This window comes from Brenneria sp. hezel4-2-4 (assembly GCF_013155275.1).
Lineage (GTDB): Bacteria > Pseudomonadota > Gammaproteobacteria > Enterobacterales > Enterobacteriaceae > Brenneria.
Genome location: NZ_JABJXS010000004.1, coordinates 1 through 13,911, shown reverse-complemented (window position 1 = coordinate 13,911; position 13,911 = coordinate 1). Strand labels below are relative to the sequence as shown.

Annotated in this window: 13 protein-coding genes; 11 read left to right on the top strand and 2 right to left on the bottom strand. The window is 52.5% G+C overall.

The features are described from left to right. Positions 1-2 precede the first annotated feature (2 nt). The 11 genes from HOY33_RS09805 (at position 3) to dcuC (ending at position 12,167) form a co-directional block, all read left to right on the top strand. Positions 3-1,211, top strand: coding sequence for an AAA family ATPase (locus HOY33_RS09805; protein ID WP_172290047.1), 1,209 nt, complete (start codon positions 3-5; stop codon positions 1,209-1,211). Further along, positions 1,178-2,656 (top strand): CpaF family protein, encoded by a 1,479-nt coding sequence (locus tag HOY33_RS09800; RefSeq protein WP_330527842.1) that lies wholly within the window; start codon positions 1,178-1,180, stop codon positions 2,654-2,656. Before HOY33_RS09805 ends, HOY33_RS09800 begins: the two co-directional genes overlap by 34 nt. Beyond that, the gene (locus HOY33_RS09795) at positions 2,653-3,636 is read left to right on the top strand and encodes a type II secretion system F family protein (protein WP_172290046.1); all 984 of its coding nucleotides are present in this window, start codon (positions 2,653-2,655) and stop codon (positions 3,634-3,636) included. The genes HOY33_RS09800 and HOY33_RS09795 overlap by 4 nt, the downstream gene beginning before the upstream one ends. Continuing rightward, positions 3,637-4,575 (top strand): type II secretion system F family protein, encoded by a 939-nt coding sequence (locus tag HOY33_RS09790; RefSeq protein WP_172290045.1) that lies wholly within the window; start codon positions 3,637-3,639, stop codon positions 4,573-4,575. Positions 4,576-4,603: 28 nt separating this feature from the next. Further along, positions 4,604-5,368, top strand: coding sequence for a tetratricopeptide repeat protein (locus tag HOY33_RS09785; RefSeq protein ID WP_172290044.1), 765 nt, complete (start codon positions 4,604-4,606; stop codon positions 5,366-5,368). 4 nt (positions 5,369-5,372) lie between these two features. Continuing rightward, the gene (locus HOY33_RS09780) at positions 5,373-5,858 is read left to right on the top strand and encodes a TadE/TadG family type IV pilus assembly protein (protein ID WP_172290043.1); all 486 of its coding nucleotides are present in this window, start codon (positions 5,373-5,375) and stop codon (positions 5,856-5,858) included. Then, entirely contained in the window at positions 5,855-6,502 is a 648-nt protein-coding gene (locus HOY33_RS09775) for a TadE/TadG family type IV pilus assembly protein (RefSeq protein WP_172290042.1), read from the top strand. The genes HOY33_RS09780 and HOY33_RS09775 overlap by 4 nt, the downstream gene beginning before the upstream one ends. A gap of 19 nt (positions 6,503-6,521) precedes the next feature. After that, entirely contained in the window at positions 6,522-8,312 is a 1,791-nt protein-coding gene (locus HOY33_RS09770) for a pilus assembly protein (RefSeq protein WP_172290041.1), read from the top strand. Positions 8,313-8,437: 125 nt separating this feature from the next. Next, complete coding sequence (gene grxB, locus HOY33_RS09765) at positions 8,438-9,073, top strand: glutaredoxin 2 (RefSeq protein ID WP_172290040.1); 636 nt, start codon at positions 8,438-8,440, stop codon at positions 9,071-9,073. A gap of 529 nt (positions 9,074-9,602) precedes the next feature. Beyond that, the gene (locus HOY33_RS09760; protein WP_172290039.1) at positions 9,603-10,718 is read left to right on the top strand and encodes a mandelate racemase/muconate lactonizing enzyme family protein; all 1,116 of its coding nucleotides are present in this window, start codon (positions 9,603-9,605) and stop codon (positions 10,716-10,718) included. A gap of 195 nt (positions 10,719-10,913) precedes the next feature. After that, on the top strand, positions 10,914-12,167 hold the full coding sequence (gene dcuC, locus HOY33_RS09755) for a C4-dicarboxylate transporter DcuC (RefSeq protein ID WP_172290038.1): 1,254 nt from the start codon (positions 10,914-10,916) through the stop codon (positions 12,165-12,167). Positions 12,168-12,400: 233 nt separating this feature from the next. Here the strand turns inward: dcuC and HOY33_RS09750 are convergent, their stop codons facing one another. Together HOY33_RS09750 and HOY33_RS09745 are read right to left on the bottom strand one after the other, a co-directional pair. Continuing rightward, positions 12,401-13,318: a LysR family transcriptional regulator gene (locus tag HOY33_RS09750; RefSeq protein ID WP_172290037.1), complete on the bottom strand. Its 918-nt coding sequence runs from the start codon at positions 13,316-13,318 to the stop codon at positions 12,401-12,403. Positions 13,319-13,565: 247 nt separating this feature from the next. Next, the coding region (locus HOY33_RS09745) for a hypothetical protein (protein ID WP_172290036.1) at positions 13,566-13,911 on the bottom strand (346 nt) is incomplete at its 5' end.

Genomic DNA, 13,911 nt, shown 5'->3' with positions numbered 1-13,911 from the left:
CTATGAGCGTACTGGGTGAGAAAGAACGGGGTGAGCAGCGCGCGGTAAATTTCGCGGCATTTGTTCATGATTCCGACAGCAAAGAGGAACTGACGCGTTTCCTGAAAGCCGGCACCCTGACCGATAGCCGGGTTGAGCGCGGCGATATCGATGATGCGATCGCCTGGCTGAAAAAAACCGGCCGCTCGCCGCAGCGCCTGATGGTGGATATTTCCGGTTCCAGCGGGCCGCTGGATGAGCTGGAACGGCTGGCCAACGCCTGCGAGCCGTCGGTGCGGGTCTATGTGGTGGGGGATCGCAATGACGTCGGTCTGTATCGCAATCTGCTGCAACGCGGGGTGCAAGACTATTTGGTGAAGCCGTTGGGAACCGAATTATTGCGTCGCGCGCTGGAAGCGGACGAGAGCAACAGGGTACGTCAGCGGCGGCTTGGCAAGGTTATCGCCGTTATCGGCACGCGCGGCGGGGTCGGCACCACCAGCGTGGCGACGCATCTGGCCCGGGGGCTTGCCGACGGCGGCGCGCATCGGCGCGTGGTCTATATCGATCTCGATTTTTATGGCGGCGCCGGTATGGGGATGTTGGGACTGGCGGGCGGGAACGCGCTGATTGAAATCATGGGCAATGTGAACCGTCTGGATCCGCAGTATCTGGAACGGACGCTGTCTACGGTGGACAATCGGCTGTATGCCCTGGGCGGCGAACTGGATTTTATGGACGCCTATACGCCGGCGGAAGGCGCGCTGGGCGCGTTGCTGACCACGCTCAGCCAACATTTCCACTATGTGGTGCTGGATGTGCCGCAGCGGGGCGGCGAACTGGCTTCCGAGGTGTTTTCCCATGCCAGTCTGGCCTGCGTGGTGGCGGATCGATCGGTTTACTCCGCCCGAACGCTGGTCAGGCTGGCGCGCCATATCGAAGCGCATCCCAACCCGGCTACCGTGTACAGCATCGTCAACCAGCCACAGCCGCTGAACCGTAATAAAGTCAATATCGACGATTTCGTTAAGGCGGTGGATCTGGCGATCGCGGTTCAAATCGGCTACGACGCCCAGTCGCTGTCGCTGGCGGAAAATCTGGCTGAGGCGCTGCCGGAGCGCAGTGAGTTTGCCCGCGGCGTTAAACAGCTTACCGGCGTATTGACCGGTGAAGCACAGGCCAGGCAGCAGGCGTCATGGTGGCAGAAGATACTCAGCAAGGGGTCAGCATGAGCTTCGGCCGCAAATTGACCGCCGCGCCTGAAACGGCGCTGGCGCCGCGTGTGGCGACCCCGCCCCTGGAAAATAATCGCGGCCGGGAACACAAAGAGGCCGCCGTGCTGGCGCCGGTGTCGGACGCCGCCGCTTCCGCACGCGATCCGCTGGCGACGTATCGTCTGCCCGATAGCGAGGCGACGGTAGTGCGCTCCGAATATTATGTGCGGATCCGGCAGACCGTGTTTTCCACTATTGATGTCTCCAGCGCGCTCAATCGTACCCGTGAGGAGGTAAAGCGCGATGTTGAAGCCATTATCGCCGAAACGGTGGTGATGGATAACATGCCGGTGACGCAAACCGAGCAACGGTTGATGGGACAGGAGATCCTCAACGACATGTTCGGTGTCGGGCCGATTGAGCCGTTGTTACAGGATGAAACGGTGTCCGACATTATGGTCAACGGCCCGGATCAGATTTATGTGGAGCGTTTCGGCAAGCTGGAACTGACGCCGCTCAAGTTCCGCGATAATGCGCATGTCATCAGCGTCGCCCAGCGTATCGCGTCATCGGTGGGGCGGCGGGTGGATGAAAGCAGCCCGATGGTGGACGCCCGTCTGCCTGACGGTAGCCGCGTCAACGTGATTTTACCGCCGCTGGCGATAGACGGCGCCTCGATCTCGATCCGTAAGTTTTCACGCCGGGATCTGACGCTACAGCGGCTGGTGGCGAGAGGCTGCCTGTCGCCGGCTATGGCGCGGGTGCTGGAGATTGCGGCGGCCAGTCGGCTCAACATCATTATTTCCGGCGGCACCGGCTCGGGCAAAACCACGCTGCTCAATGCGCTGTCGCGGTTTATCTCTGTTTCCGAGCGGGTGATTACCGTTGAGGATGCGGCTGAATTACAGCTACAGCAGCCCCATGTCTTAAGACTGGAGACGCGCCCGGCGAATCTGGAGGGGATCGGCCGGGTGGCGCAGGGCGATCTGGTTCGCAATGCGCTGCGTATGCGGCCGGATCGCATCATTCTGGGGGAGACGCGCGGCGTGGAAGCGCTGGATGTGCTCCAGGCGATGAATACCGGCCATGATGGTTCGATGACCACGCTGCACGCCAACAATCCGCGTGATGCGCTGATCCGTCTGGAAAGCATGGTGCTGATGGCGAACGGCAATCTGCCGCTGTATTCCATTCGCCGGCAGATTTCCAGCGCGGTGCATCTGATTGTTCAGGTTGAACGCATGCGTGACGGTGCCCGGCGCGTCACCAGCATTACCGAACTGGCGGGAATGGAAGGGGATGTGATTGTCACCCAGGAGCTGTTTCACTTCAGTTACGATGCCAGCGCCTTTGACGATGACGTCAAGGGAACCTTCGACAGCAGCGGCATGCGCCCGGCTTTTGCCGAGCGGGCGCGCTATTACGGCATGGAAAACGCGTTGCTGGAGGCGGTGCGGCCATGAGTCAGGCAGATGTGGTGATGATGGCGGCTTTCGCCGCCAGCGTATTGGCCGGGCTGGCCGTTATCGTCGTGAGCAACGCGCTGCGCCAGCGGGCCGGCGCGCGCATCCGGCAGCGTTTGAAAACGATCTCCGGCGTATCCGCCAACGTTTCGCGGCAAAAAATCCTGCTGGAACTGGCGCGGGCGCAGGCCGCCGCGCGCCGCCGCCGTCGGCGTCAGGCCATGGGAACATTGGGATACTATCTTAACCGCCTGGATACCGTCGGCGGCAGGCAGGGAAAGCGGACGCTGGCAATAGCCGCGGCGGCGGTGCTCCTGCTGGCCGCCACTCTGCTGTCCTACGGTTTTATCCCGGTTAGCTGGTGGAGCCTCCCGCTGGCGTTGCTGGTTGCTCCGCTGGCGGCGGTCGCTTTTATTTACCAGAAACAGGTTGCGCGTTTTCAACTGCGGTTTCTCGATCAACTGCCGGAGGCGATGGATATGATCACCCGCGCCAGTCAGGCCGGGATCCCGGTCACCCAATCCATTCGCAATGTCGGCGACCACGTAGCCGCGCCGCTCGGGCCGGAATTTCTGAAAATGGGCGACGGGCTGCTGTTGGGCAACGATATTCAGGAAGTGGTGGACGAAGCGGTATTGCGTATCGAATTACCTGACTTTGCCTTTTTTGCCGTTTGCCTCGCCTTGCAACGCGACACCGGCGGTTCGCTGGTGGAAGCGCTGGATAATCTTTCCGCCATTATCCGGGCGCGGCGCGATCTGCGGCTGAAAACCAAAGCGATGACCGCCGAAGGGCGCTTGTCCGGCACGATCCTCGCGCTGCTGCCGTTTTTTATCGGCGGCGCGCTGTATGCGCTTAACCCCGATTACATCAGCATTCTGTTTGAGACGCCCAACGGGCGAAGTCTGTTATGGACGGCGGGCATCATGCTGGCGCTGGGCGTGATGTCGATTCGCAAGATTGCCAAAATGGAGGTTTGAGTGGATCTGTTTAATCTCATCTATCTGCTGTGCGCGGTCGCCGGGGTGGCGCTGTATCTGTATGCCCGCATCGGGCGCCGCGCCAGGCTGGCCGAACGGCTGCGCGCCGAAGTATTACGCAAGCGTAACCAGCAACAGGGGCCGGTTCAGTCCTGGCGGTATCATGCTTTGCCTCAGCGAATGATGCGGATGTTGCAGCATATCGGCCGCTTTGCGCCGCTGTTCAGCGCAGCTCAGCGCACGGAAATCGCCGGCAAACTGGTTTCCGCCGGATTCCGCGGCCCTCAGGCATTGATTGTCGTCGCGGCGCTATCGTTGTTGTCGATGCTTTCGCTGGCCGCGCTGGTGGCGATCTTCGTCTGGCCGTATCTGGAGGGCAACCGGCTATATGGTATGGCGCTCGGCCTGATGGCGCTCTATCTGGGGACGCTATTTCCGCGCCTGTTGCTCGACCGGCTGGTGGCGCGGCGTCAGCGTCTGATCCAGCAAAGTTTACCGGATGCGCTCGATCTGTTGGTGATCTGCACCAACGCCGGGCTGGGCCTGAACAGCGCCATCCAGCGGGTTGCCGAGGAGATTGAAATCGTCTGCCCCGCTCTGGCGGATGAGCTGCGTTTAACCTCCGGGGAAATGCAGCTCAGCAGCGATACCGAAACCGTACTCAAGCGGCTGGCCGCGCGCACCGGGCTGGATTCCATCAACTCGCTGGTGAATACGCTGCTGCAATCCCGTCAGTATGGCACGGCGATTACCCAGGCGTTGCGTATTCTGGCCCGCTCCGAACGCACCGCCCGCATGATGCGGCTGGAAGAAGCGGCCGCCAAGCTGGCGGTGAAAATCACGCTGCCCATGATGCTGTTTATTCTGCCCACGGTATTAATTGTGGCGGCAGGGCCGTCGGTGCTGGGGTTGATGGCTTTTTTCGCCGAACAGCCGTAATAAAAATATAACCGGAAGGATGATGGCGATGGATTATAAATATCGGATAGGCGTGGTGCTGTGTGTACTGATTTCGCTGGCGGGCTGCGTGGTTCCCCCGCATGCGGATAAAACGGCCCAGCGGCACGCGACCATGGGGGAGAGCGACCTGCGTATCGCGGCCAGCGCGCTACACAGCGGGGATCTTAATGTCGCGCTGCCAATCTATAGCCGTTTAATCGAGCAACAGCCCGATAATGCCTCGGCCTGGCTGGGGATGGCGGACATTCATTTCTTATCGGGCGAACTGGGCGCCGCCAGTAAAGCGTACGCGACCGCACAGCGGCTGGAGCCGGAAAATATCGACGCCCAGTTGGGGCAAGCCCGGGTTTTGGTGCGACAGCGCAACCTGACGGCGGCCATTGCCCGTTTCCAGTCTATTCTCAGCCATTTTCCCGACCATCCGTTGGCTTTGTCCGGGCTGGGCGTCAGTTACGATCTGGCCAACGATCCCGATCGAGCGCAGAGCACCTATCGGCGCGGGTTGAGCCTGCATCCCGATGATAGCGCGTTACGCACCAATCTGGGGTTATCGCTGGCGCTGAACGGGAAACCCCGCGAAGCGATCAATGTCCTGCTGGGCGACAGCGGCGTGTCCGGCAAACTGCCGCAGGAGCGGGACAATCTGGCGTTGGCTTATGGAATGCTGGGGCGGGATGACGCCGCCGAAGAGATTCTGATGAGCAACCAGTCACGCAGCGCGGTAGAGGACAATCTGGCGTTCTATCACTACCTGCGACAGAACATGAGGTGATGCGATGAAAGCGTTAACCCTGTTCCGTCTGTTGCGCCGTAATCCGCGCGGCGTTAGCGCGCTGGAGTTCGCGCTGGTGGCGCCGTTGTTGTTTGCGGTGGTGTTTATTGCCGTTGAAGTGGCTTTCATCATGCTGGCCGATGCGCATCTGGATATTGCCGCCAATCGGGTGGCGCGGATGGGGCGCATCGGTATTGAGGGGGATTGTCGACAGGCGGTGCGCGGCGTAATGAAAAACACGCTATCGACCTGGGTCAGCAGCGAAAAGGCGATATATGTTGATGCCAGGATCTACACCCCCGGGGAAGATAATCAGTTCAGCGATCTGAACGACGAAAACTATCAGCCGGTATGTGACGCCGGCAAGCGGGGCGATATGGTGATCTATCGGCTGGGTTTTGATCGCCCCGGCCTGACGGGATTTCTCTTCTGGCTGGGCTATAACAGAATGCGTTTTGAACGCGTGATCCTGATTCAGAACGAACCATGAGACAGCGAGCGATGAATATCTGTGGTTATCTGCGGCAACGTGTGGCGCAGGCGGCGTTGTGGCGTGTCGGGCGAAACTGCCGTGGCGTGGTGGCGATCGAAGCGGCGCTGATTATTCCCCTGGCGGTGTTTCTGATCATTGGGGCGTGGGAGCTATACCACTATTTTCGAACGGCGGCGGTGGTGGATCGCGCGGCATTTATGGTGGCCAACAGCTTGTCGATGCAGCGTGAACTGAAAGACGGCAATGGGTGCCGTTTGGCGGATGATATTTGTACCTATCAGACCATTGCGCCGGATTTGATGACCCCGCTCGATTATCAACGCAATGGCGGTTTAGTGATTAGTTTCTATACCGCGGAAGAGGCCAACGGCGAGGCTGTCTGGCAAACGATACCGGAAAGGCCGTCGAAAATTTTTAAGGGCAGCGGCAACAGCCGCGTTCCGGTTTCGCGGTTGGCCCCGCCGGCGGGCTTCCCGCAGGCCGAGGTCGGCGATGCGGCCATTGTGGTGGAAGTCTTTTATCACTACACCCCGTTTGCGATTGGCTCGACATTTTGGCGGGCGCTCGGCGCTGAACGGCAAATCGTCAGCCGGGTATTTTATCGCCCGCGCTTTATCCCGTTACGTATTGAGTCTGAATAGTATGAAGGCGGCAGCAGCCATGACCACACTCCGATTATTTATTCACAAACTCCTGCACGAACAGCGCGGCGCGGTAACGGTGACCTATCTGCTTTGTTTTCCGGTGATCTTGTTTATGTTGCTGGGATCGATTGATTTTATTCGCTACAGCCTGGCGCAGGGCAAGTTGCAAAATGCGCTGGATGCGGCGGCGATTTCCGCCGGACGTAATCTGGAAAAATTTACCCCGGAGGTCGGTTCCGACCATGAAACCCGCTGGCGCGCCGACGCCGCCGGCTATTTTCACAGCAATATGCCGCAGGGTTTTCTCGGCAGCCGGATCCCGCCTGAGTCGCTGAAGATCGATTACGCAACGGGGAATACCGGACAGGGCGCAATCGGCGCACAATTGGTACAGATGTCGGCCAGCGGTACGCTTCCGTTGCTGACCACCGGGATGATGGAGAGAACGTCCTTTAATTTATCGGTGGCGAATGAAGCGGTGCGCCGCAGAGGCGATCTGGAAATGGTGCTGGCGCTGGATAATACCGGTTCGATGGGGCAGGGCAATCCGAAAAAAATCGATGCATTGAAAGCGGCGTCGAAAAACTTGGTCGCGTCGCTGTTGCAAGATAGCCGTAACGGCGACAGTGATGTCGCTATCGGTATCGTGCCGTTTGCCGATACCGTCTACGTTGGTAGAGATAAGGCACACTGGCTGTCGCCGTCGGCGCAAAAATCCCCTTATATCGCCAGCAACATAAATTGGGCGGGTTGCCTGGTGGAACCGTATGTTGGCGATACGTTTGCGGCCGAGCCGGGATTACCGGGACGATTTGAACCGCTGATCACCGTCGCGACCCTCAGCGCGCCCGATAACCATCTAATTACCACCGCACAGCTGAAAGCCCGCTATGAGAGGCAAAGAAACGGCGGCAAGGCGGTGGCGGAATATCGCATTTTTCCTGCTTTTGCACCGCAGATTACCGGCCCTCGCAGTATTCGCGCCGACATCGATAGTAACGGCAATATCGTGCCGCAATTCGCTTTCAATCCTGACTATATACAAAAAAATGTCCGCCATGATAATTGTCCCTCTAGCCGGGAAATGCTGTTTCTGACCGACAATAAAGCGGCGCTGGAACAAAAAATCGGCGACATGGTTGACGATGGGCGCACCATTATTCCATTAGGGTTGCTCTGGTCATGGCGCATGTTGGAACCCGGCTGGCGCTCAGGCTGGGGAGACGGACAAAAGCCTCGCGATAAGTCTATCAACCTGGATAAAGCCGTGGTTCTGCTGACCGACGGCAATAACCAGCTTGACGCCGGCGTCACCATCGATGGCGAAAAAGACATTGCCGTGGAGTATGCCGTTCACTTCAAATATCAGGTACGAAAAGACGGTAATAGCGCCTGGTCTGAAGCAGAGGACGACTCTTACAGCGCTTATATCGAAAAACTGAACGACGATAATCACCTGCTTTCGTCTTATAAGTATGCCAACAGCGTTGATTTTACCTCATTGCGGGTAGGTTCCATCGCCGAAATAAGAAGCGGCGGCACGGCGATACAGCCGTACGGAGAGAAAATGGATAACGCCGCTATGAATAAGTTAACCGCCACGCTCTGTACCAGGATGAAGCAAGAGGGTATTAAAATTTACACGGTGGTGCTGGGCGACAGCGTGAGTGAGGCGACGAAAACGCTGATGCAGAACTGCTCCAGCGGCGCGGGCGGTTATTATTTTGATGCTTCCAACGTGAACCATCTGTCGGCGGCGTTCGCCAGCATCGCCAACTCACGAACCGAACTGCGGCTCAGTAAATGAGAGGCCGGTGACGGATGCATTTTCTTTACCGACGCCCATCGCTGGTATTACTCTGGTGACATCGTTTTTGGAAAGCGCGGGACAAAACAATGATCCCGCCGTTTTACGTCACCCAGGAGTCAACTGTGAAACTTTTCATCTATGAGCATTGCCCGTTTTGCGTCAGAGCCAGAATGATTTTCGGTCTGAAAGAATTGCCATTTGAACTGTCCGTTATTATGGAGGGCGACGTTGAAACCCCAACCCGAATGGTCGGACGCAAAGTCGTGCCTATTTTGCAGAAAGACGATGGCGGCTTTATGCCGGAAAGTATGGATATCGTTCATTATGTAGACAGCCTGAAAACGCCGTTATTGGCGGATAAACCCGCGGATCCCGTCATTGAAGAATGGTGCAAGGCAGCCTCCGGGGCGGTTTTCAAACTGGCCGTTCCGCGCTTCACCCGATCTGAGTTTAAAGAGCTATCTACCCCGCAAGCGCGCTCGGCTTATTTACTGCGGGAAGAAAAGGCCTTTGGCGATCTGGACGCGCTCATTGCCGATACTCCCGCATTGGTCGCTGATGTCCGGCAAAAACTCGCCGAGCTTGAACCTCTGCTGGCCAATAAACGGGATATCTCCACCACCGATTTTATTCTGTTCCCGGTTCTCCGCTCGCTGACCATTGTTAAAGGCGTTAGCTTCGGGCCGAATGTCGCCAGTTACATTGAGCATATCGCCAAGACAAGTAAGGTTGATCTGCTGAGCGATCGGGCGATGTGATCCTTCGATTGAACATACTCAAAGAGAATAAAATAATCGATTTATCCGCCAAGTTTATATCAATTAAACCTAATCGATAATTTCATCTTTATTGAGTATGGCCGTAGAAACGACACAACCGGCCGGAGCCGGTTGTGTCGCTGTTGGTGGGAGCCAGGCCATATCGCATTTGGGCGGCTAGTCGGTATTCCCGGTTGATACCGATCCAGTAATTTCCTTACTCATATCACTTAATAAAAACTGTTTATTACATGACCCTCCCTATTAAGAAGGGAACCCAAAATAGCTATTTAAAATGAAGTATAATCAAAACCTATAATATTATATGTAATTTCCAATTTGAATTATTATTTATAGAGTGCGATAGTCCAAATAAATAGCCAATGAGGCGAAATTTTTAGAGATTTACGGCGGAATTATTGGCTGTTATCTCACTATTTATCATTAAAAAAATCCTGAATTATGCGCGAATATCTCGAATATGTTAAGTGCTCTATATTTCGATAATATTTTCATAAAGGAAAAATGAATGAAGATCACAAAAGTTGAATCTATTTTAACAGGCTCTCGCCGCTTATTCGTAAAAGTGTACACTGACGAAGGTATTATCGGCACAGGCGAAGGCGGGAACTGGGGCTTCAGGGAAGCGGTGGCCGGCGCTGTTGCCCGCATGGCAAAACCGTTGATTGGTCAGGATCCGATGCGGATAGAATATATCGGAAGCGAGTTATATAACCGGTTTAAATTCGGCGGCACGGTTGTCGGCAGCGCGATTTCCGCCATTGACATTGCTTTGTGGGATATCAAGGGTAAGTTTTATAATGCCCCTATTTATGAGCTGTTAGGCGGCGCCGTGCGCAAGAAAATTCGTTTATGGGGCGTTGTGAATGGCAAAACCATTGAGGAGAGCGTTGAATCAGCGATAAAGCTACAGGCGGAAGGATATACCTGCATTCGTTTAAATCCAACCAACATCAGGGAGGCCACCGGTACTTACGCGCGCCAGATGAAAGCAATGAGCGATATGATTCATGCCGTGCGTGAAGCTGTTGGTCTGGATATGGATATTGGTTGCGAAATTCATCGTGCGTTACAGCCGCATGAAAGTATTACTCTGCTGAGGATAGTAGAAGACTGCAATCTTCTCTTCTTCGAGGATCCTATTAATTATGAAAATTATTTATCGCTAAAAGAAATAACGCGTAAAACTAAAACACCGATCAGTGCCGGAGAGCGCAGTTTCTGCATTCAGGATGTTGATATGCTGCTTCGGGAGGAAAGCGTTAGTTTTATTCGGCCGGACATTTGTGTTATGGCGGGCATTACCGGTTGTAAAAAAGCCGCAGCAATTGCGGAAAGTCATTATGTAAATGTTATTCCGCATGTTGCTACTGGCAGCATTAATCTTGCCGGTAGTCTGCATCTGGCCGCCGCAATACCTAATTTTGAAGTAATGGAAATGTGTCCTATTACAAGTGAATGGGAGAAGATTCAAAAAGAGATAACCACGCCGTTTAAAATTGAGAATGGCTACTTAATGGTGCCGGAAGGTCCGGGACTTGGTGTTGAGCTGCGGGATGATGTTAGAGAAACGGCTCCATATTGTGACTGGGAATGGGACTTCGATAAATGCGATATAAAATAAGGTTACCTAAAAATAAAATAATCTGACGAATGTCCATGCTGTTTTACTCTCGCATAATAGTAATAAAATTGACCACATAAAAATGGCCCTGCGTTGCACGGAGATTTTGCATGGCGTCGAATAATCCGCCGATTTGCAAAACCAGGTAAAGCCAACAATAAAAACCAATGCAATTATATTAAGGAGAATAAAATTATGATATGGGCTGGTATTCTTATTATTATTGCAACATTTTATTTTATCATAAAAAATTATGAAACCAGATTAGTGCTAATTATTTCCGGCGCAGTTATGGCATTACTCGGGGGAAATGTTGTCAGTGCGGTCAATGCCTTTGTCAAAGAGTTAACCAATCCCGGTCTGGTGCCAACAATTTGCACAGTCATGGGCTTCAGCTACGTAATGGACTATACAGGCTGTAGCAAACATCTGATTACTTTTATGACGAATTTGTTAAAGAAAGTGCCGTTAATTATTATTCCCGGTGCTGTTTTATCCACATTTTTCCTGAATATTGCTATACCAAGCGCGGCTGGCGTTGCTGCTGCCGTAGGAACACTTTTAATTCCTACTTTGCTGGCCGCAGGTGTTCGTCCGGCAATGGCCGGCAGCGCTGTGTTTTTAGGAACATGGGGGAGCGTCATGAGTCCCGGCCTGATGTTTAACCCTCAGGTAGCTGAAATGGCTGGGGTGGATGTCATGACCGTTATCTCGACCTTTTCCAGACAGGTATTAGTTGCTGCTGTTGCCGCCGCATTGATTTTAATGGTGATTGCTTATGTAAAAAAAGAAGGCGTGGGAAGCAGCCCTTCAGTCAGTAAAGATGGGGAAATTGAAAAAAACAAGGTCAATTATTTATTTTCCTTTATACCTGTCGTCCCGATTGTTATTTTAGTTTTAGGCAGTAAACAGGTTCAGTTGATACCTGAATTTACAGTGCCTCAGGCAATGATCTTGGGAACCGCGTTAGGGTTTATTATTACCCGACGGCATTTAAAAGAGATGACAAAGCAGTTCTTCCGCGGAATGGGGGATGGTTTCTGCGATGTCGTCGGCATTATCGCTTCCGCCGCAATGTTTATTCAGGGGATGCAGGCCATTGGTCTGGTTGACGAGTTGCTGGATATAATGAAAAGTTCGCAGCAACTGGCCAAATTCTCGGCGGCGTTTGGTCCTTTTATTATAGCGGCCATATCAGGCACGGGAAATGCGGCGGCACTTGCTTTTAATGGAGCCGTAACACCACACGCCCCGAGTTTCGGCTATGGTATTATCGAAATGGGATCCATGGTTCAAATCGGGGCCGCTTTAGGGCGCACAATGTCACCGGTATGTCCGGCGGCAATTATTCTGGCTAAAATTGCGGGCGTTAATCCTATAGAAATTAGTAAACGTAATATGATTCCAACGATCATTGCGGCATTTATCGTATTGTTTACATTAATGTAATAAGGGTGACTTTGCCAACTCCAGGGCCGTTACCGCCAGAAAAATAATTATTTTCGTAAAGTTAAGCACTATCTCTATCAGAACTGTCATGGTATTTTCACGGTATTACGGCTATTACTACGCCCATAAGTTCGGTAAAAAGAAAATTATTAATATTGTGATGAATGGCGCCAGGGACGGCAGGTGGCTGGGGCTGAAAATCAGGATTAATGCCGTCGGCAGATAAACCGGCATTACCTGTAAATACTTTTTACCGTTGAAAAAAAAGAAAATACATCTTTAGACAGATAAGCATTTTTTCTATAAACAAACCCCACTTGCAATTGATCAGGCACACAGCCGTTTAATATATAATATTTTCCGCGAAATTCGGGATTGCAGTAAGGAATGATCACTTCCGATACGAACGCAACGCCTATGCCGGCGACGGCTAACGCGTGGGCCGTTTCCATGCTTCTGACCTCAATGATTTGTTTGGGTGTAAATTTTTGTTTTTTAAAGAAATTTGTGAGCTGGATTCTGGATTGAGAATCCGGAAGAAGATAAATAAACGGCTCATTTTGTAAATCAACCAGATTGATTGAGGGATATGAATCAACAGAACTATTGACTTTATACTTACTGTTAACAGGATGATCGCGGGGCAATACGATTAAATGCCTTTCCTTATTGATAAGAGAATGGGTTAGATCGTTGTTTTTTACCGGTAAAATTTCCACGCAAAAATCTATATCACCAGTAAGTACAGCACTTTCAAGTTTTGATGCATTATTTTCATAAATAGAAACTGTTATGCCGGGGTATTTATTATAGAAAATCGGAAGCACTTTGGGGAAAAAGTACTTTCCCCGGAATTGAGAAATGCCAACGGTGATATTTCCATTTTTTAAATCGGCTATGTCCTTCATCTTCTTATGAAGTTGTTTTTCATAATTTAAAATCTGATAAGCCATTTCAAGAAATTGCTTCCCGGCGAAAGTCAGCATTAAAGGCTTTCTGCTGCGATCAAACAATTTTACCCCCAGTGATTCCTCGATGCGGGCGATGGATTGGCTCAACGACGGCTGAGTAATAAAGAGTCTTTGCGCCGCGTTAGAAAAACTCTTTTCTTCTGCGACCATTAACACATATTTAATATCACGAAATTCCATAGTAAGATCTTCTGTTAACTAACTGTTTTAGATAGTAGATCCCCCGCAGGGCTCTCAGTCCAGATTGTACAATCCGGTCAATCGACAAATATCACAAACCGACAATCGGACGACGCCTGATGCGGAAAATCCGTATGGTTACGAAGTCCGGCAACGTTTGGCCCGGGTTGCGCTAAAAAAATCCTATAGAGACTAATACTGCGGTATTAGCCAGCCGATACAATATCCGCCATCACATTTTGGATAGTTAGTGTTCACTCCGGAGTACTAAATTATTGTCTATTGAAGAGATAAATAAAATACTGTGTGAAAGTGATTCATCCAGCAATGCGTTCTTGCCAATACCAAAGATAAATATTAAATCCTTTATCGCATCCTGTTCATTGCTTCGCGATTGATCTACTGGTACATCCTGATGGCGTGAAATACTGGCAGCCGCTCTACCACTTTGACGGAAAGCAAAAAGTGATCTCTTCCCATTAAACAGGACCAGGCTAAACTGGAGTTTTCTGCCCTTCTTTTCCTTAAAAAAGAGGCAATCCGGCCATGAAAAAGATCCGCTGTACTGAAGAGCAAATTGCTTTTGCCCTGAA